Genomic DNA, 19,082 nt, shown 5'->3' with positions numbered 1-19,082 from the left:
GGGCTGGACGCACGACGTGTTCGTGCATCGGTCGAACCGTCTCGAAAAAACCGGTGTCCGCTGGGACGGTTACCGATGTTTCAGTCGTACTGTTACTAGCACCGTTCTCAATTGTTCTTGCCCTTGTCTGTCTGATACCCCTCGATGACCGTCGATAGGAGCCACTTACCGTTCGGCGCACGCCCTCGATACTGGTAACAACGGCACGACTGTTACGGTATCTCATCGATTACTCGTTTTCCACGACCTCCGGGGACGAAGCGTCCGTGAGCGAAGACGAAGCTTACTGATACATCGTCGGCCCTCGCGGTTCATCGATGTCTGCCTGCTGTGCGGCGGCTATCTGTTGGTAGTGCTGTGCGATCTGCTCCATCTGCGACCTGATCTGATCTGCCTGCGCCTCCAGCTCGGTCGTGTCGATATCGAAGTTTACGAGCGGTTCGAGCGCGTTTTCGATGACGGACCGGGCCGCGGCCGGATCCGGGAGGTAGGGGTCCGCCTTCACTACCAGCACTGCGGCCGGGATGTCGGCGTGGTTGCACTCGGAAACGAGCGCGCCGGTGATTCCGCCGAGCAGTCCGATTCCGTCCGCGGAGTCGATGTTCGCCTCCCGAAGCTGTGCTTCCACGGCATCCGTCGTGGCGATACCGACGATGTCGCCGATCTGCGCCTCGGTCTCTGCGGGAGCCCCGGCGAGAAACACCGCCCGCTCGAACTCGCGTGCGAGGTCATCGAGGATGCACCGACTCAGTGCCCTGAACGATTGCACCGGGAGAGAGACGTCGCTCTGAAGCGTCATCACGGCCGGGTCGTCACCCGCGTACACCCGAACGAGGTCTCGAACGCGACCGTCTTTGAAGGAGGTGATCTGGGGGAACTCCTGAGAGATGACGTTGCCGTGGTGTTCGAGTTCTAACTGTCTCGTGATGATGTCCGTCGCTATCGCCGCGACCAATCCGTGTCCGGGGAGTCCCTCGATCAGCGTTGGAGCCGTCGCATCGAATTCGGTCAGTGTCTCAAACGTGACAGACCTGTCTTCCTGTGACATCGTGTCGAAACAGTCGGGGTACGTCCTATTCAGTATATCCCGCGTGTACACGGTAGTCGTTAGTTTGGAGCACAGAAACAGACAACAAATGGTTGGTGCCGCTTCTCGGCGGTTTGAGAGTTTCAATTTCCTCGAACTGAGCGACGTGTGGTGTTGTTTGTCTTCGTGTACGGGACGCTCGCGAGCACCGAGCGCGCCAGCGACGACTTACAAGAGACGGACGGGCAGTTGTCGGTCGCTCAGTTCGAGGAACGGAGCAATGCCCTTCCCGAGCGATCCCAGAGGCGAGGAGGCGAATTATTCGAGCGGCATCTCGACGAGCGACATCTCATCCGTCGCGAGTGCACCCCGTAATACCCCTCGAGTTCGGACCGCTCTTCGGGCCGATATCTCGATACCGAAGCTCTCGGCGAGAGTTACGAAGTCGGGATTCGTGAGTTCCGTTCCGAACGATTCGCCGCGATATACCTGCTGCTTCTGGGATATGAGCCCGTAGCCGTCGACGAAGAGGAGGATCGTATAGCCACACCCCACTCTTGTCGCGGTCTCGATTTCGGTATCGTTCATCAGAAATCCGCCATCGCCAGTCGCCGCAACGACCTCCGCGTCGGTCGCGAGACCCGCTGCGATCCCCGTCCGGGTGTCGAATCGCGTGAGAGTTCGATTCGAACATCGCGCGCCGCTTAGCTGGGACGACCGCGGACCGCTCGGAACAGCTTCCGTAGAAGGCGGAGGGTGGTGGCGACACTGGACACGTAGTACGCGAGCTTGAGTAGGCGCTTGATCATCACTCAGCCGAGATAGGTGCCGGACGAACTTAATTTGGCACCCTGCAAGCGCAAGCTTGCGCAACCGTCGACCCCGTGCTCCGGCGACCGACGGAGGGATCCCTGTGAGGCTACGTGTCCCCCGGCACCTACGAGGTGAATTATACGACGATCGGGGGACCTTTATCGGGTCGCGAGACAGACTCCAACGAACCTTTCGGACGACGCCGAGGGGGAAACAGGCGGTGAACACCCGAGGCGACGACATCGGTCTCGTAATCACGTTCCGAGCCGGGGTCGACAGGCACTCCCGGCCCGGGGCTAGGGTTGTCGTCGATACCAGTTTTCCCGAGAACGGGGGCCGAAGCGGGCGGCCAGCCACTCACACCGATGCCTCGTCGCCCTCTTCGGTGTCCGTGCTGCCGCCGCGGTCCGAGTAGTTCCTCCGGCCGACCGCCTCGTCGCTGACCATTCCGATGACGCTCTGGCGCACATCGTCGGCGGACTCGTAGGTGGTGTCGCCCATCGGCTCCAACACTGCCCGAAGCGTCGTCGTATCGCCCTCCAGATCCAACTCTCGGTCCCCGTACCGCTCCAGCAGGGTCTCCTTGTCTATCGGGTACGTTTCATCCTCAATCTCGTCTGCGAGCGGGCCGAATTCCACGCCCTGCTCCCGGCTCTCGTCGTTCTGATCGGTTGTCACACTCGTGGTATCGTGCCGGAACCACTTACCCTCTGTGCAGGCACCTGCCAGGCACCTACCCGGTGTGGGGGTGCGGTCCGCGCAGGCGGGGAGCCGGTCTAGACAGCGCGGGCTTTGGCGCGACTCGGTTCGCGATAGGTTCAAGAACGCTGGCGTTGTTATCTCCCATATGACGGATGATCGAGTCACGCTCGAGTCTATCGGTCCCGGTGAACAGGTGTACGATGACGACGGTAGGCTGCTGGGCCGGGTCGTCAGCCTGAGCGAGGAGGGCTTCGAGGTCGAGGCGACCGATCCCGCTGCCGACACCGACGGTGAATCGATCCCGGATGGAGACTTCGGCGAGGCCTACCTGATGTGGCGCTGCTCGGAGTGCGGGACGATGGGGGAGCTAGAGGACGGATTTCCGGAGTCGTGCCCGGACTGTGGCGCCCCTCGCGAGGCGCTGGCGGAGGTCCAAGAGGACTGATGTGGGACGCGCGCCCCCTATGTCGTGGGGGTGGGAAACCGCTCGTTCTCGGGAATCAATACCCGAGCGCTCACTACGACGGCGATCCTGCTCTCCCGCGATGAGCGTCGCGTTCGCGTTCGTGGTCCCGGTCGCCCGACACGTCGGCTTCCGCGAGGACCGTGATGGCGGTCAATCGTCGGTGTCCGTCGAACTCGCCGGGGTGGTGAAGTGGATCGCGGTCTGAGCGACGACCTCGCCGCGCGCCTGCCGTCCCGGAGCCGGGTCGGCTGGTGGGGGTTCGTCCTCGCACTCGGTGTGGTGGTCGCGTACGTCGTCAGCTCCTTCGTGGGACTCGTCGTCCTCGGGCTGTTCGGCTACTACGCCACCCGGCCGATCTGCGTGCGGCTCCAGTCGGTCGTGAACTCGCGCCAACTCGCGGCGGTGCTCACGGCACTCGCCGTCCTCGTGCCGACTCTGGGGATATTCGTCTTCGCCGGACTCCGCCTGTTGCAGTCCGTTCAGCAGCGGTTCGACGGCGGGGGACTCATCGGCCCACTCATTGTCCGGATCATCGGCATCGACGCGCTCCCGGAAACCCAACGCGACTGGTTGATATCGCTGCTCGTGAACCCGGCGTCGGTCCTCGAGATGGGCGGGTCTTTCTGGTCGAACATCGACACGGCCCTGACCGCGCTCCAGGGTGTGTTCGGGGGACTGCTGCTGCTCGGGCTTGCGACCACGCTCGCGTACGTCCTACTTGCGAACGACGCTGGCGTCTCCGAGACACTCGTGGAACTTCTCGGGGGTCGGGAGTCGACGGCGTACGCCTATGCCGTCGCTGTCGACGCCGACCTGGAATCAGTGTTCTTCGGCAACCTCCTGTTCGGGGCCGCGATGGCTGTTCTGGCGACGGCGACTTACACGGCGACGAACTTGGTCGCGCCAGCGGATCTGGAGGTCCCGATGGTGCTGGTGGCTGGCTTCCTGACGGGGCTGGCCAGCCTGATCCCGATCGTCGTCGGCAAGCTCATCTACGTCCCCATTGTCGCCCTTCTCGGGTTTCAGGCTGTCAGTGCTGGTAACAACGCAAGCCTAGCGTTCGTCGCGATCGTGCTCGGGGTCTACGTGCTCGTTCTGGACATCCTGCCGCAGTCGATCCTGCAGCCGTATCTCTCGGGGCGACGGATCAACCCGGTGCTGCTCCTGTTCGCGTACCTGCTGGGGCCGATCCTGTTCGGCTGGTACGGCTTCTTCCTTATGCCGATCCTCTTCGTATTGGTCTTCGAGGCCATCCGGATCGTCCTCCCGGAACTGCTCGGCGGAGAATCGATCCAACCGGAGGCGACCACCGCCGAGGCCGCCGTCACGGACCCAAAGGTGGTGCGGGGCGAGTACGAGGACCCGTCCGACGCGGACGAGTCCGACTCCGACACTACGGGGTGACCCGCTCCGGTGATCCCCGTCGTCCCGTGGTCACGCGTGAGAACTGGTATCGGCGGCACATCCACAAGCGCGACGCGATATCGGCACCACTCTGCCGCCCCGAGAGTCTCGGGCCGGTCCTCGAAGAAACGCACTGTTGCGTCTGACCCCGTTCTCGGGTCTTCCACCGTACCACCGGACTTCGGAGGTGGAAACGGGACACTCACGGTCGACGTTCCACTGCAACTGTCGACTCCGAGAGCATCCGTTCGACGAGATGGGAGTGTCCTCGGCGGAGGCGCTCGGACAGGGCTTGGTGGGACACCTCCAGGTCCGTTGCCAACTCCTCCAGCGTCGTGTCCCGTGGGACGTTGTAGTATCCCCTCTGGAACGCCTTGGCGATAGTGCGGTGTTGTGTCGCCGACAGCCCACTCACAGCACCGTTCCGATAGGAACGGTTGCTCACCCGCGAAAGAGACGGGTTGATGCCGTCGTCACACCACGCTTGGAACGTCTCAGACGCTGTCGAACGGTCGGGGAACAGGATCTGGAATGTCCACCGGTCGGAATTGCCTCGGACGTCAAGCACTGAACCGCCGGTCTCGGCGAAGCTGGCGATACTGGACGCCGCACGTCCCGTCCAGTCAATCGAGTACAGACACCGACCGTCATCACCTCTGGAAAGGCAACTCACTCGCTCTGTGGACGAATCGTCCTGCAGGGCAGCATCCAGTCGATCAGGCTGGCTCGTCGATCCCCAGAGGAACGGCATCGTACACGCCGAACTGTGGACGGCGAAACGGACGAACTCGAATTCGACGTCTGGGACGTTCTCGATGGCTTCCTCGAGGACAAACTGGTCAGTTGGGATCGTGGCGTCAACGATCGTCTCCATAGGCACCCACAGTCCGGAGGACGCTTTAGTATAACCGGCGTAGGCGAGCCTCAAGTGGTGAGGAACTGAGGGGAGAAAATCACCCGCGATAAGCTGGAGTCTACGACTGGATACTGCGGTCTTACTTTTTGTATCGCCGTGGTAAACCGGGCCGGTCCTCCGAAACGACACTGTATCTCGGGATATTCGTAGTCCGGCCCACGGCGAAGGTGTGGCTTCGCTTACCGCACGGTGATGACCGGTTTCTGGTGGCGTCCTCGGGGCCGATGGTCGCGTTCGAGTTCGTCGTGGCGACCGTTTTGTGGAACTACCGACTGACGACGATGGATTCGAGGAGCATTCACTCCGCCACGTGCTCCCGTACCGCGTCATAATCGTGCTGAACGGCCGTCCGAGGCCCGAGAGTCTCTCAGTATACACGACCAGAATTCGGAGACACCCGCGATCCACCGCCTGCACCGGACGAACAGATTCGTGAGGGCCTCCTTCCACCGCTGGTGGCGAACGGATGGCCAGTGCTGAACAGAGATCCGTTACGAGACGCCCGAGTGGATACCACAGAAATCCCGTGGCCTAGGGACTGACGTTGCGGTTTATTGCTCTTTGCTCTGGACCGGGAACGCCACTTCGACGGTGGACTTGTACTCGGTGATCGAGCCGTCCTTGACCTTTGCCGTGTGGTCCTGGATCTCGACACCGGTGATGTTATCGATAGTCTTGCTTGCCTCGTTGACTGCCTCGTGGGCCGCATCCTCCCACGATTCTGATGAGGTACCCAGCACCTTGATGATCTTGACTGCTGTCATATGGTTCGAATTCACCTCCGTGACGCACCCCCTTAATTATAAATCGGTTACTATCCCTCTGGCGGGACCACCGCGAATATGAGACTGCTACTGTACGGTCGCGTTCTCCTGGTTTTCCCAACGAGGTACAGACGGCCCTCGACCGTCGGCCGGGGTCAATTGTCACCGCCTCGAACGATGGCCGGTGAGGGTGCTCATCCGTCCTACCGGTTGTCCCGTTGTTACCGTACTGTAACACGGCGAGTGAAATTCGCTTGAGCAGGTACTACTGGCCGTCTGGCTCGACCGGTCCGTCTCCTGTGGGTCTCACTTTGAGTGAGTAAATTCGTCGCGACGATGTAAGACGACCGACGACTTATGCTCATTGCACGATAATAGCGTGTATGGAAGTTCGCCCTGCGGAGTCGGACGACCGGGAACGGATCAGAGCGATAACGCGGGACTCGCTGCAATCATCGTACTCGCTCAGCCCACAACAGATCGAGACGATACTCGAAGAGGAGTTCGACGACACGTCACTGACGGATCTGCTCGACGATGCAGACACGGCGGTGTTCGTCGTCGACGAGACGGTCGACGGCACGGAAACTGTCTTCGGGTACGTCACCGTCGAACTCGGAACGCGAGCGACGATCCGATGGCTCCACGTGGATCCGGAGGCGCGGGGCGGGGATATCGGCACGGCCCTGGTCCATCGTGTTCGCGAGGAGTTTGCCGAGAAACCGATAGCGGCGCATATACTCAATGACGCCGTCGAGGGCGGCAAGTTCCTCGAAGAGTTCGGTCTCAAACAGGGTGGCCACGACCAGATACTGGTCGGCGGGGAGGAGTTCGATATCACTCTGTTCATCGAAGGCGACGGGACGGAGACGACGAACGAACCCTCTGTCCCGGTTCCCGAGTTCGTCACCGTCGACGGGGTCGACCGGCCCGTCAATCGGGACGATAGCGTGCCCGGCACAGAGGCCCCGTTCTTTCCGCTGTACCGTGCGGAAGAGGCGGAGGAAGCGTACGGGTACTTCTGTTCACAGTGCGGCAGTACGGACGTCTCCGCCGACGGACTCGACAGACTCGAGTGCGGAAACTGTGGCAACGTTCACCGGGCTGACGAGTGGGACGATGCGTACCTCTGACATAACTCGACGGTGGAAGACGCCAGGCGATGAACCCCGATCCCTTCGACGTTGGTCGGGACTCCTCAGCCGGTGCGGTAACTGACCCCGGTGAGGGGGCGCGGTTCGATCTCCCGGCTGTGGACGATCTGTGTGACGACGCCGCCGCGCCCCGGTCGACGTAGGGATTCTCATTGTTCACTCGCCTGGTGGGGATGTGGATCCGCCGCAATCGTTCGCCGATCGGATGGTTCCCGACGGGGTTGCCGAGCTGGCGGAATCGAGAATCGGATGGCACTCCGGCATCTCGCGCTCTTCCGTGACCGACCGTCGGCCGTCGACGACATCGCGTGAGCTATCGTTCCGGAGCGCGACCCTATCCCCGCCATCGGAGTAGAGTCACCGGGTAGTGCACACCCACAGGGTTTTGCCACTGTGAGTTGTCTTTCGAACCGATGAGTCCTCAATTACATGTGGGTCTACCCAGTGCCGCTGTTCGAGGAAGCGCGTTATGAGTATTTTCCGGAGATTCAGCAAGTGGCGAGACTGGTTTCCCGTCCCGAACTGGACCACTGGGTTCAACCTGAAGCGGTGGGTAGTCCTCGATGCGGACCGGCTGGCCGTGACGGGGGCGTTGCTCACCGTGGTCTTTACGACTTTTATGGTTATCTCGACGTTCTGGACGTTCCAGATGCAGACGCTACTGACGGACACTTCGACCGTCCAGACGATCCTCAATACGTTCCTGAGCGGGATGATTCTCTTGGTCTCAATCGTCGTCTCGATTAACTCGATCGTCCTCTCACACGAGATCACCTCCGTCGAAACCCAGGAGAACCGGATTCAGGGTGCGATGAAATTCCGCCGGACTCTCGGCGAACTGACTGACGACAGGGAGAAGCCGTCCGACCCTTCATCGTTTCTCAAAGCTATGTCTCGAATCATCAGTGCTCGTGCGCAGGCGCTCACGAGCGATTTGGACGGTGTCGAACTGGAATTCGCCAAGGACATCGATGAGTACGCGGCCTCGGTCTCGGATGCCGCCGAACAACTCGGGGAAGTCGAGGAAACTTCCGGCGCGGAGTTCGCCGTCCTCTGGAAGGGGATCGGGTTCGACTACGGTTCGCACATTGAACGCTCACGAACGCTTGGCTCCTTCAATGATGCTTCCTCAGAACGCTTCGACGAACTCATCAAAGCGTTCGAACTATTCGCTATCGGGAAGGAGTATTTCAAAACCCTCTATTATACAACGGAGGTGTCACAGCTGTCCCGGACGCTCCTCGTCGTCGCGCTCCCGGCCATCCTGCTGAATGCCTCAGCGATTATGGCAATCAATGGGGGGGTCCTTCCCGACGGCCAAATCTTGGGTATCCCGTCGTTACAGACGTTTATGGCCGTGGCATTCACGATTTCGATCGCGCCCTATCTCGTGTTAACCGCCTATATGCTCCGGATCTCGACCGTCGCACGACTGACCGCGTCGGGTGGGATTTTCTCGCTGAAGTAGCAAGCATCGAGACCCTCCATAGCGGATGGCTACCCAGACGACGGAAGCACGATCAACTGTCGCAGGTGGTGCTCTCTGTCGTCCCATCTTGTCTCCAGTGAACTGAGCCGCCAGCGATTTGTTAGAAGGTCTCATATCTCTGTAAGCGTGGCGTATTTTTCTCCCGTCAACACTCGGTACTGTCGCCCGGATTTCGCCAGTCGCCAATACCCGATCTCCCCAGCCCGCGTCACGGCGAATACGGAAGGACCACGTCCGTAGTCGGACACACACGGGGCCACGGTTCCTGAGACAGCAAGCCGATTAAATTACAGCACTATGATTGTAATGGAATGGGTCCGTTAGTAATGTCTGATATCCTAGTTATTTACGTGTCTCAAAAAGTAAATCACCGTGTTCATAGAACGCTCGCTTCAGCCCGAGGTCGAAATCCGAACTCACACCCTAAATCGACCGAGCGATCTATCTGTATCACCGTTCTCGAAGACCGTGTAACGAATACACAGGCGGAGAGTCGTGGCCAGAGAATGTGCAGGTCGTGGTGCTATTCGCCTCGCTGTTCGACTCAAACTCAGTGACCGAAAGCACTCTTGACGAGTCCCCCCTACGACATCGTCGAGAAGTCTCCACAACGGTCCGAAGGGACGACTTCCAGAACCAACGAACGAAATATCAATTGAACGTATGATACTCTTACTTCGCAAGCGGATTTTATTTCGATATTATAACTAAGTGAATAGCGCTCGTCGTTCCTTATATGGTACTGACAGTACTCAACAGAGTCGCAGCTGTTCCTTTACAGTTCGGTGGAGACCTCATCGGGCTCGCAATCCTGTTCTTGATCCTCGCCGTGATCGCGGCAGTCGTTGGCGCGAGCGGGGTCGCTGGGATCAGTATGAACATCGCCAAGTGGCTCGTCATTATCTTCGTTGTGTTAGCGATTGTCACATTCATATTCTGAGATACTACGGCAACCTTTCGGAGAATCGCGCTACGAATAACCTGTAGGTGAATAATTATTCTAAGACAAGAGATCGACGGCCGCGAGGACGAATGCGACGGTGATGACACCAAGAGCTACGTTAACGAACGGGAAACGCGCCGCGCTGCTGCAGGCGTTCCTTGACCCGTCTCGTGTTCGTCCCAACGTCTTCGAAAATATCAAATTTAAAATATAATCGGTATATTTTCAGCGATTGAGCAGGAGCGAAAGACGTGGTGGCTCCCTAGGGCAGCATCTGCAAGCCTTCGTTCACGGGATCGCCTGCAGTCGTGGAACCGGACGTGCGATCTGTTGTAAACCTACCATCGCTGTGGCCTAGCTAGTAGCCATACTTCGGCAGGATTCGGCGCACTTCAGGAGAACGTCAGCGCAGACCTGACAGTGGGTGGCGTCGTGGCGTTCGCATTCCTCAGCGCACTCCTCGCACGCGCTGGCACAGGCCTGTGCGAGGTGGGTACTGTAGTTCGAACTTCGGGCCATAAATCGCGCGTGCAGCGACGTGAGGTCGGCCACGTCCCGGCAGATCCGGGCGCACTCCTCCATATCGGCGTCGCCAAGGCACTCGTCAGCACACCATTCACAGACCTGTGCGGCCTCGTTACAGACCTCAATGCACTCGCGTTGCTCGTCGTTCAGACTGTCGATTTTCGAGACGGTTTCTGAAAGGGGCATACCGCCTTAGATGACATCCAGCAAGGTCGTAAACGATGTGCCTGCAACTGAAAGCGATTAAGCCTGCTGTGTGTTGCTATCGCGCACGTCCGCCCACTGGGACACACGCAATGGTCTGGGACGCCAATGAACGTGTTGATCGCTGCGGGGGAATACCGTGGGAAAAAATCGTCGAAATCGAGGTGAGGAACACTTCGGGAGGTCCCACCCAACGGGAGTTCTCAGGCCTTCGTTCGCGCAACTACACACGACCCGATCACGGTCAAAGCAGTCACAATCGACTGTATCAGTCCATTCACTCCGAAACGTCAAAACTCGCTCACGTATTGAACAGGTCCACAGGATCGCGTTCGAAGGCCGGAACGAATACGGTCTCTCCCCGTCGGTTGGGCATCCCCCCGGCGGTGTTATTTTTGAATCTCCTCCGCAGTTTTCCCGTCTCTGAGGTCCTCTCTCCGAAGGGACGGATCACGTTCAGTAGCGTGACCGTGGCCGCCGCCCCCTGGCGTCCGAACCGATATCGTCGTCCCGGCGTCGACGTCAACTGTGAGCTTCGATCCGACTCTCTCGCCAGCGATACGGTTCTCACCGACGGCACCGTCCTCGCCTCCAGCGACTCCCTTCGGCCGCGTCCGTCGGCGCTCGGTCAGTAGCGAGACGGTCGCGTCGCACTCCACGTGCAGCGTCCGCTCGATACCGAGCCCGCCGCGGTGTTGTCCGTCACCGCCGGTCCCGGGGCGGAGGGCGTATCGAACGGCCGAAAGCGGGTATTCGCTCTCCAAGACCTCGATCGGTGTGTTGAGCGTGTTTGTCATCCCGACCTGGATTCCGTCGGTGCCGTCGGCGTCCGCCGCCGCCCCCGCGCCGCCGCCGATCGTCTCGTAATACGCGAAATCCCCGGTGCGAGAGCCGATGATGAGGTTGTTCATCGTTCCCTGCCCCTGCGCGGGTACCCGGTCGGGGACCGCCTCGGCGAAGGCCGCGAAGACGACATCGGTCACGCGCTGGCTGGTCTCGACGTTCCCCCCGACGACCGCTGCGGGCGGCGTCGGATTCAACACCGAACCTTCGGGCGCGATGACGGTCACCGGGTCGTAGCAACCGTGGTTCGGTGGAATCTCCGGATCGGTCAAGCACCGCACGACGAAGTAGACGGCACTCTTCGCGACCGCGAGCGGTGCGTTGAGGTTCCCGGCCACCTGCGATGCGCTCTCCGAAAAGTCCACTTCGACATTTGCGCCGTCGACGGTCACGGTCGCCTCGATCGGGATCTCCGACTCGGTGACACCGTCGCCTTCGAGGACGTCGCGCGCGGTGTAGACCCCGTCCGGGACGGTTTCTAGCTCCCCGGTGATTCGCTCGCGCGAGTACTCGATGACCGCGTCGAACCCGCGGATCACAGTTGATTTTCCCCACCGATCGAGCAACTCTCCGACCCTGTTCTCGGCGCGTTCGTGCGCCGCGAGTTGCGCGCGGAGATCGGCTCGACGCTCCGAGGCGTTGCGCACGTTCGCCAGGAAGATGTCGAGGACGTCGTCGACGATCTCGTCGTCGCTGACGAGTCGAACGCCCGGTAGCCGGATTCCCTCCTCGTGAACTTCGCGCGCCCCGGCAGGCATACTTCCGGGCGATGATCCGCCGACGTCGGCGTGGTGCGCCCGTGAAACGGCGTATCCCACGATCTCCGCCACTCCGTCGGCAGCTCCTCTCGTGTCGGTTGTCGTGGGCGCGCCAGAATCGGAGACGAGGGGGGAGACGAGCGTCACGTCCGGAAGGTGCGTCCCGCCCGCGAAGGGATCGTTCAGGATCCACACGTCGCCGGGGTCCGGATCGCGCTCTCGAATCGACTCGACCGTCTCCGGCATCGCTCCGAGATGGACGGGGATGTGTTCGGCCTGCGCGATCATTCGCCCGGCGGCGTCGAAGATCGCGGTCGAACAGTCCTGCCGCTCCTTGATGTTGGGGGAGTAGGCGCTCCGAACGAGCACCTGGCCCATCTCCTCGGCGACTCCCTCCAGTTGGTTCCGGAGGATCTCCAGTGTGACCGGATCGAACTGCGTTCCCTCCCGGTTCGCCGTGTCACTCATTGGTCGCCCTCCGTGAGGACGAGCGACCCGTCCCGGTGAACGTCCGCCGTCCACGCGGGCGGAATCACCACGGTGCTCTCTGATTGCTCGACGACTGTGGGTCCCTCGATGACCGCTTCGGTCGGGAGCGTCGATCGATCGTACACTGACGTCTCGTGAGTGGTTTCGTCGTCGAACCGCGCGGTCCGCGTGTCCTTCTGAGTCAACTCCTCTGCCTCGTGATCGGGTCTCGGGTCGGTCCGCGGGATCGTCGCCGATACCCGGAGGTTGACGACGTGAACGGGGTCGTCCATTCGATACCCGTATGTCGAGTCGTGCACAGCGTGGAAACGGCCCTCGACGCGGTCGGGGTCGAACGGGTCGTCCACCTCGACGGATAACTCGAAACTCTGCCCCGCGTATCGGAGATCCGCTCGCCGCTGCGGTACCGCTCGGTCAGGTTCTCGGGCGTCGGCGAGGACCGATTCCGTGAGCGCCTCGTATCGTTCGTCGACGTCGACCGGATCGGTGTCGTCAAGCGACGTGCGATACGTCTGCACGGCGTCGTGCGTTTCGTCCGCGGCGAGGAGCCCGTACGCCGAGAGCACGCCACAGGCCGGTGGGACGACGACCGTCTCAATACCGAGACTGGACGCGAGTGCGGACGCGTGCATCGGTCCGGCTCCACCGAAGGCGACGAGGCCGAATTTTCGCGGGTCGTGACCGCGCTCGACGGTGGCCGAACGGATCGCACGAGCCATCGTCGCGTTCGCCACCCGATGGACGCCGCGGGCCGCGGCCACCGAATCAGCCATTCCCGCTTCGTCGGCAAGCGCCGATAGCACGTCGTGAGCCGCGTCGACGTCGAGAGAGAGCGTCCCCCCGAGCGTCGTTTCACCTCCGAGGTACCCGAGGACAAGGTTCGCGTCGGTGACAGTCGGTTCCGTTCCGCCGTTCCCGTAACAGGCCGGGCCGGGGTCGGCACCGGCCGATTTCGGCCCCACTTGGAGCGCGCCGCCGGAATCGACCCACGCGATCGAACCGCCTCCAGCCCCGACGGTGGTCACGTCTACCATCGGCGTGTGGACGGGAAGGCCGTCGATGGTGCCGGTCGTCGTGCGTTCGACCTCGCCCTCGCGAACGACGCTGACGTCGCTCGACGTCCCACCCATATCGAAGGTGATCAGCCCTCGAAGGTCGTGCGTCTCGACAGCGCCCCCGGCCGCGGCGTTCGCACCGACGACGCCCGCCGCTGGCCCGGACATCGTCGTTGTGACGGCGCGTTCTCGAACCGTATCGATATCGGCGATACCGCCGTTCGCCTGCATTACGAGCGGCGCTGGAACACCCTCGTCTGCCGCCCGTTCAGCCAGGCCGCCGAGATAGCTGTCGATCGCGGGTGTCACGTACGCGTCGACGACCGTCGTCGACGTGCGCTCGTACTCGCGGAACGCCGAGAGGACCTCGTGCGAAGCGATGATCGGAACGTCGAGTTCGGATTCGAGCACGTCGACGACGCGGCGTTCGTTGCTCGGATCCGCGTACGCGTGCAGTAGCGCGACGGCGACGCTCTCTACCCCGAGGTCTCGGATTCGGACTGCGACATCGCGGACCGCGTCCTCGTCGACGACTGTTGTGACTCCGTCAGGCGTCGTTCGTTCCGGAACCCCGAACCGACGGCGACGGGGGACGAGCGGCTCCGGTCGATCCGCCTCGGGATCGTAGAGGCCCCGTCGGTTCTGACGGCCGATTTCGAGGACATCTCGGAACCCCTCGGTCGTCACGAGCGCCGTCTTCGCCCCGTTTCGTTCGAGGAGCGCGTTGACCGAAACGGTCATCGCGTGGCTGAACTCCTCGACGTCGGCGGGGTCGATACCCGCACGATCACACGCTCTGCGGATTCCGCGTATCACCCCGCGACTCTGGTCGTCGGTGCTCGGGACTTTCGTCGTCACGAGCGAGGTTTCGGTTTCGAGGACGACGTCGGTGAACGTGCCTCCGACGTCAGCCCCGAGTTTGATCGGCATACCGGTCGTATGCCGCGGGACCGTGATAAGCGTGGGAGATATCGGAGCGGTTGCGACGGCTCACGCAACCGGTCCCAGGATCTCCTTCGATGAGCACTTCCCCGTCAGATTCCGAACAGCTCCCGCGCGTTATCCTCGAATATCTTTTGCTTTTGCTCATCACTCAGCCCTTCGACATTATTGACGGCCGCTGGCGCGTCGAAGTCTTGGTGTGGTCGGTCCGAACAGTAGATCACTTGGTCTTCGAGGTCGGCACGCTCGATGAGGTCGACGACGTCGACCATCTTTGTGGCCTCCTCGGGGAGCGGTTGCGTCCCGTAGTAGAACTCCGAGAGGTATTCGCTCGGGAGTTTCGACAGCTCCGCGAACTCGCTCGACCGTTCGAGGTACTCGCGGTCCAATCGCTCGCCTAAGGCCGGGATCCACGAAAGACCGCCCTCCCAGAAGCCGAAGTCGACGTCGTACTGTTCGACGATTCCTCTGAGGATGAGGCTGTTGGCGTGCCACATCTTCGGGATGGTGTGCGCGAGCGTGTGGAACTCCGCGAAGTTCTTCGACTGCATCCCCGCGATGGGGAATCCGGCCACGATGCCCGTCGTCGAGTGCAGGATTATCGGGAGATCGTGCTTTTCGGCGGCCTCGTAGATCGGTTCGTAGCTCTTGTGACCCATCGGATACGTGGGGCCGACGTCGGTGATCATCGCACCGACGACACCGTCTTCGTCGCCGTAGCGCTCGATTTCCTCGGCGCTCTCCTCGGGGTGGTTGCCGAAAATATAGAGTTTCGCGTAGTAAGTCCCGTCACCGCGTGCGAACCGATCTACCGTGAGATCGTTGAACGCGCGCATGTACATCACCTGTTTATCCTGTGCGGGAATCGTCGTCATGCGGAACTGGCCCGGGGAGAACACGACGGTGTCGATACCGAGTTGTTCGCGCACGGGATCGATGTCCTCGGCCGTTTTGATGTCCGGCGAGTGGATGTTGATCTCGGTGCGGCCACCGGCGCTGCGGTCCCAGCCGTCCCACTGGACCGGCCCCCAGTCTTTGGGTCCGGCGAGATATCCCTGCTCCTCGTTTTCGCGCATCTCGTCGTCAGCGATGTATTCGCGGATGTCAGCGCCGGACTCCGCACTGTGCCACTCGCCATCAATCACCGTGTGATCCATACCCAGCAGGTGGACGGAACAGAACTTAATATCCCTGGTTTTTCGTGTCAGGTGGTTCGATCGTTGGACGGCAATACCGCTATACGCCGTCGCCACGAAGGCGTTCTCGACCTGCGGCGCCCTTACAGACGAATGTGGATCTCGTCGTCTTCGACGACCACGTCGTACGTTCCGACCGCATCCTCGCCCTGAACGTGCTCGCCGGTTTCGACGTCGAACTGCCACCCGTGCCACGGGCAGTACACGCAGTTATCCTCTACCCGCCCCTGTCCGAGCGGACCACCCTGATGCGGACAGACGTTGCTGAGAGCGAAGTATTCGCCCTCGATGTTGAACAGCGCGACCTGCTCTCCGTCGACATCGACCACCGAGGAAGAACCCGGTTCAAGTTCGTCTGTGGTTGCAACCTTCTGGAGCGCGGACTCATCCGCACTAGTCTCCGTCATATCGCCACCGTAGGAACACACAGATATAACGTTACGTTTACGAGCAACATATCGCGTGGCGGTCCGTCGAATCCGTTGGATTGCAGAGGATTCGCCCGTATATACGATCCGTATCTATCGGAAATGGTCTTCCCATCAGTTCTTCCTTGTAACCAGTGTCTGGAGAGCTATCCAAACAAATTTGTGGTTTTATGCGGATATATTTGAAAATATCGGTTCTTTATGCTATCTTAAATGGACCATATAATATCCGATAGTGTCGTATTTGTGTTGACTCATTCCGAATCCTTTACAAAAATAGTCCTGTAATGTAGAGATCCATCTCCGTACCATTGCGTATCTCTCCGTGTGTTCACGAACGTCTCACCTTCAGTAGTGGCTTCGATGCCACTGGTATCGTTGCTCAGCGGACCACCTTCGCCATCACCGTCCGAATATCCCATCCGTCTCGTGACGAAAATGTCCTTTTCGGTTGACGAGATCATTCGATAGTATCGGAATCGCTCTGACAGTCACAGCCGCCGCGATCGAGGAGATCCGTGATCGGGTAACTCGCCCCGCAGTCCTCACAGAGTACCTGTATATCCACGAGGACGTTGAAACTTCCGAGCACGAGCCGCTCGGTCGTTCGCAGTTGATCGAGGTTGTTTTCGACGACCGCGATGAGCCGGCTCTGAAGTCGTTGGACGGTCGTCCGAACGCTTTGAAGCCGATCTCCGGGCGAGCGTTCTTTGGACGCACCCCTGAACTCGGTGAGATACGTATAGACGGCTTGATGAGAGACGAACTCCGTCCGGAGTTCGTCGGGATCGATGCCGTTGCGTTCGAGCGTCGCCTCCGCGTCGACTCGCATACCGGCGGTCACGTCGTCTTCGGTGAGCAGTCGGTACAGGTTCGCCACTTCCCCGTCGATCGGGTTTTCACCGGCCCGTTCGAGTTTCATCGCGAGAAGCCGCTCGTTGAACCAATCCGCGAGGGACCGGAGACTCTGACTCTCGTAGCCGGTCCCTGTCCACCGGTCTTCGAGCTCCTGTCCCACGTCATTCATCTCGTACGTTTCGATGAGTCGTCCGACTTTCGAACGGGTCGGATCGGGTGTTTCGCTCATAGTTCGCCGGTTGTGCCGAACAAATGTAAATGTAGTAGTGATGGCTTTCCGGTACAACGGTATTCGGCGGTGGTCCACACTCCGCGCTATGTACGTAATTACATAAATTCAATCATATATGTTATTCTGATATACTTGTCTGGTTCACTTTTGGTACGCGCTTCGTGTGGGACCGTTCGGCGCTCTCATTCGATCGGTTGTCGAACGCCATCACTCAAGTACCCTGAGGACGAAGCCGGAGCTAATGCCAATCGTTGAAGTGACGCTCCCCGATGAACTGCTGAGCGAGTTCGAACAGTTAGTCGACGAAGAGTTCGTTACCGAAGAACAGGCCGTCGAAGAGTTGCTCACGATGGGTATCGACGCCTACAACGTCGACGTCGCCGACGACAGCCAACCTGGAGACGACTTTATGGAAGGCGCGGAGAACAACCTATTCGATACGGCGTCCGATCCCGGCGGGCTCGACGACGACCGCCTATAGGTCGGTCACCGACCAGTCGCAACGATTCCGACCGGTTCCGGCGGGTAACCGAGAGCGTGGGGAGTCGACGCTATTCGATGTGCTTCAGTCGTCGGCCGGGGTGGGTTGACGGACCGATCCCGTACGCCAGGTTCCCCGTCGATACCACGTGTACGCGATAAGCGCGCCCGCGACGTTCGAGATCGGGAAGGCCAACCAGATCCCCTCCGAACCGAAATTCAGCGACGCGGTGTACGCGACGGGGATCCGAATCATACCCAACATTATCACGGCGATGACCGCGGCGGTGAGCGTTTTTCCGGCACCACGGAAACTCCCCGAATAGGCGCGCATCACGCCGATGAACCCGAAGCTGGGTGCGACCCATCTGAGGAAGGTGCTTCCCTCGCGGATCACTTCCGGATCGTTTGTGAAGATGGCGACGATCGGTTCCGCGGCGACCAGCGCGAAGAGACCGAGTCCGGTGAGAATCACGAACATCGTCTTCGCGGCGAAGTCGGCCGCCGTCCCCGCCCGGTCGGGCTTTCCCGCACCGATGTTCTGCCCAGTCATCGTTTCGACGCCGCGCGCCACCGCGATCGCCGGGAGGAAAATGACCGAGAACACGCGGACACCGATCCCGAAGGCGGCGACGACGGTCGTCGGGAACATCCCGACGACGAGGAGGAGGAGGTTAACCGAGAGCGCGCGACCGGTAACCTCGACGGACGCCGGGACGCCGATGTCGAGGAGCTGACGCAGGTAGCTGAAGTTCGGTCGCATCTGACTCGGGTGAATCATCACGCCGCGGACTCCCTGGAGCATCACGACAATTCCGACCACGAACGCGAGCGCCCGCGAGAAGATCGTCGCGATCGCCGCCCCGGTGACTCCGGAGCCCGTGTACCCGGTCGCGGCGAGTAGCGAGGCCTCGACGCCTTCCAGACCGATCATCTCGAACAGCGGATTGCCGTCGAATCCGAAGATCAGAATCGGGTCGATCGCGATGTTCAACACGACCGAGCCGAACATCACGAGCATCGGCGTGACCGTGTCGCCGTATCCGCGCATCAGCGCGATGAAGACGAAGAACCCGAACATGAACGGCATCCCGGCGGATATCACCTGCATATACCCCGTCGCGAGGGGGTGGACGTCTGGTGACGCGCCGAGAAAGCCGATGAACGGGCCGACCGCGTAGTAGCCGAGTACGCCCAGGAGTATCGATCCGATAACGGAGAACGCCACCGTCTGTGAGGCCGCGTACTCCGCTTCATCCTCCTCGCCAGCACCGATATGCTGCGCGACGAGGACGCTTCCGGCGATTGATAGGCCCATCCCGAGCGAGATGAGTAGGAACACCATCGGGAACGCGAAACTGATCGCGGCAAGCGCCTCCGTGCTGTACTGCCCC

20 protein-coding genes are annotated in these 19,082 nt (G+C 60.8%); 8 read left to right on the top strand and 12 right to left on the bottom strand.

Annotated elements, in window-relative coordinates; all coding sequences use genetic code 11:
* Window positions 1–283: 283 nt before the first annotated feature.
* The 3 genes from FJT57_RS12120 to FJT57_RS12110 form a co-directional block, all read right to left on the bottom strand.
* Window positions 284–1,048, bottom strand: a complete 765-nt coding sequence (locus FJT57_RS12120) for a proteasome assembly chaperone family protein (RefSeq protein ID WP_144905587.1) — start codon at window positions 1,046–1,048, stop codon at window positions 284–286.
* Window positions 1,049–1,345: 297 nt separating this feature from the next.
* Window positions 1,346–2,083 carry a thiamine pyrophosphate-dependent enzyme gene (locus FJT57_RS17360; protein WP_238993986.1) on the bottom strand — a complete coding sequence of 246 codons (738 nt, stop codon included), beginning with the start codon at window positions 2,081–2,083 and terminating at the stop codon, window positions 1,346–1,348.
* Between the two features lie 114 nt (window positions 2,084–2,197).
* Entirely contained in the window at window positions 2,198–2,518 is a 321-nt protein-coding gene (locus FJT57_RS12110) for a DUF5789 family protein (protein WP_144905585.1), read from the bottom strand.
* Window positions 2,519–2,687: 169 nt separating this feature from the next.
* Between FJT57_RS12110 and FJT57_RS12105 the strand changes: the two genes are divergently transcribed.
* From FJT57_RS12105 to FJT57_RS12100, 3 genes are all read left to right on the top strand, one after another.
* Window positions 2,688–2,987 (top strand): DUF7130 family rubredoxin-like protein, encoded by a 300-nt coding sequence (locus FJT57_RS12105; protein WP_144905583.1) that lies wholly within the window; start codon window positions 2,688–2,690, stop codon window positions 2,985–2,987.
* Between the two features lie 100 nt (window positions 2,988–3,087).
* Window positions 3,088–3,213 (top strand): hypothetical protein, encoded by a 126-nt coding sequence (locus tag FJT57_RS17210; protein WP_275264666.1) that lies wholly within the window; start codon window positions 3,088–3,090, stop codon window positions 3,211–3,213.
* The gene (locus tag FJT57_RS12100; protein ID WP_238993985.1) at window positions 3,198–4,412 is read left to right on the top strand and encodes an AI-2E family transporter; all 1,215 of its coding nucleotides are present in this window, start codon (window positions 3,198–3,200) and stop codon (window positions 4,410–4,412) included. The genes FJT57_RS17210 and FJT57_RS12100 overlap by 16 nt, the downstream gene beginning before the upstream one ends.
* A gap of 202 nt (window positions 4,413–4,614) precedes the next feature.
* Here FJT57_RS12100 and FJT57_RS16430 read toward each other — a convergent pair whose 3' ends face one another.
* Both FJT57_RS16430 and FJT57_RS12090 read right to left on the bottom strand, forming a co-directional pair.
* On the bottom strand, window positions 4,615–5,286 hold the full coding sequence (locus FJT57_RS16430; protein WP_162524341.1) for a helix-turn-helix domain-containing protein: 672 nt from the start codon (window positions 5,284–5,286) through the stop codon (window positions 4,615–4,617).
* Window positions 5,287–5,879: 593 nt separating this feature from the next.
* Window positions 5,880–6,092, bottom strand: coding sequence for a dodecin family protein (locus FJT57_RS12090; RefSeq protein ID WP_144905579.1), 213 nt, complete (start codon window positions 6,090–6,092; stop codon window positions 5,880–5,882).
* A 383-nt stretch (window positions 6,093–6,475) separates the two neighbouring features.
* On the opposite strand from FJT57_RS12090, the gene FJT57_RS12085 reads away from it, so the two are divergent.
* The 4 genes from FJT57_RS12085 to FJT57_RS12075 all read left to right on the top strand — a co-directional run bounded on the left by FJT57_RS12085 (window position 6,476) and on the right by FJT57_RS12075 (window position 9,675).
* Window positions 6,476–7,225 (top strand): GNAT family N-acetyltransferase, encoded by a 750-nt coding sequence (locus FJT57_RS12085; protein WP_144905577.1) that lies wholly within the window; start codon window positions 6,476–6,478, stop codon window positions 7,223–7,225.
* Window positions 7,226–7,254: 29 nt separating this feature from the next.
* Window positions 7,255–7,389 (top strand): hypothetical protein, encoded by a 135-nt coding sequence (locus tag FJT57_RS17205; protein WP_275264665.1) that lies wholly within the window; start codon window positions 7,255–7,257, stop codon window positions 7,387–7,389.
* A 326-nt stretch (window positions 7,390–7,715) separates the two neighbouring features.
* Window positions 7,716–8,714, top strand: a complete 999-nt coding sequence (locus tag FJT57_RS12080) for a hypothetical protein (RefSeq protein WP_144905576.1) — start codon at window positions 7,716–7,718, stop codon at window positions 8,712–8,714.
* A gap of 757 nt (window positions 8,715–9,471) precedes the next feature.
* Window positions 9,472–9,675, top strand: coding sequence for a DUF1328 domain-containing protein (locus FJT57_RS12075; protein ID WP_144905574.1), 204 nt, complete (start codon window positions 9,472–9,474; stop codon window positions 9,673–9,675).
* 357 nt (window positions 9,676–10,032) lie between these two features.
* Here FJT57_RS12075 and FJT57_RS12070 read toward each other — a convergent pair whose 3' ends face one another.
* From FJT57_RS12070 to rdfA, 6 genes are all read right to left on the bottom strand, one after another.
* Complete coding sequence (locus FJT57_RS12070; RefSeq protein ID WP_144905572.1) at window positions 10,033–10,389, bottom strand: four-helix bundle copper-binding protein; 357 nt, start codon at window positions 10,387–10,389, stop codon at window positions 10,033–10,035.
* A 407-nt stretch (window positions 10,390–10,796) separates the two neighbouring features.
* Window positions 10,797–12,476, bottom strand: a complete 1,680-nt coding sequence (locus tag FJT57_RS12065) for a hydantoinase B/oxoprolinase family protein (protein WP_144905570.1) — start codon at window positions 12,474–12,476, stop codon at window positions 10,797–10,799.
* The gene (locus tag FJT57_RS12060; protein ID WP_144905567.1) at window positions 12,473–14,482 is read right to left on the bottom strand and encodes a hydantoinase/oxoprolinase family protein; all 2,010 of its coding nucleotides are present in this window, start codon (window positions 14,480–14,482) and stop codon (window positions 12,473–12,475) included. The genes FJT57_RS12065 and FJT57_RS12060 overlap by 4 nt, the downstream gene beginning before the upstream one ends.
* Before the next feature lie 104 nt (window positions 14,483–14,586).
* Window positions 14,587–15,651, bottom strand: a complete 1,065-nt coding sequence (locus FJT57_RS12055; RefSeq protein WP_144905565.1) for an amidohydrolase family protein — start codon at window positions 15,649–15,651, stop codon at window positions 14,587–14,589.
* Window positions 15,652–15,773: 122 nt separating this feature from the next.
* The gene (locus FJT57_RS12050) at window positions 15,774–16,097 is read right to left on the bottom strand and encodes a Rieske (2Fe-2S) protein (protein ID WP_144905563.1); all 324 of its coding nucleotides are present in this window, start codon (window positions 16,095–16,097) and stop codon (window positions 15,774–15,776) included.
* A gap of 481 nt (window positions 16,098–16,578) precedes the next feature.
* The gene (rdfA, locus tag FJT57_RS12045) at window positions 16,579–17,205 is read right to left on the bottom strand and encodes a rod-determining factor RdfA (RefSeq protein ID WP_144905561.1); all 627 of its coding nucleotides are present in this window, start codon (window positions 17,203–17,205) and stop codon (window positions 16,579–16,581) included.
* A 244-nt stretch (window positions 17,206–17,449) separates the two neighbouring features.
* Here rdfA and FJT57_RS12040 point away from each other — a divergent pair, with 244 nt between their 5' ends.
* The gene (locus tag FJT57_RS12040) at window positions 17,450–17,689 is read left to right on the top strand and encodes a DUF7120 family protein (protein WP_144905559.1); all 240 of its coding nucleotides are present in this window, start codon (window positions 17,450–17,452) and stop codon (window positions 17,687–17,689) included.
* A gap of 84 nt (window positions 17,690–17,773) precedes the next feature.
* Here the strand turns inward: FJT57_RS12040 and FJT57_RS12035 are convergent.
* Window positions 17,774–19,082: MATE family efflux transporter (locus FJT57_RS12035; protein WP_238993984.1), on the bottom strand; the 1,309-nt coding region annotated here is incomplete at its 5' end.

Source organism: Halobellus captivus (genome assembly GCF_007655485.1).
Lineage (GTDB): Archaea > Halobacteriota > Halobacteria > Halobacteriales > Haloferacaceae > Haloquadratum > Haloquadratum captivum.
Note: the sequence above shows the minus strand (reverse complement) of the source record. Positions and strands in the feature narration are given on the sequence as shown.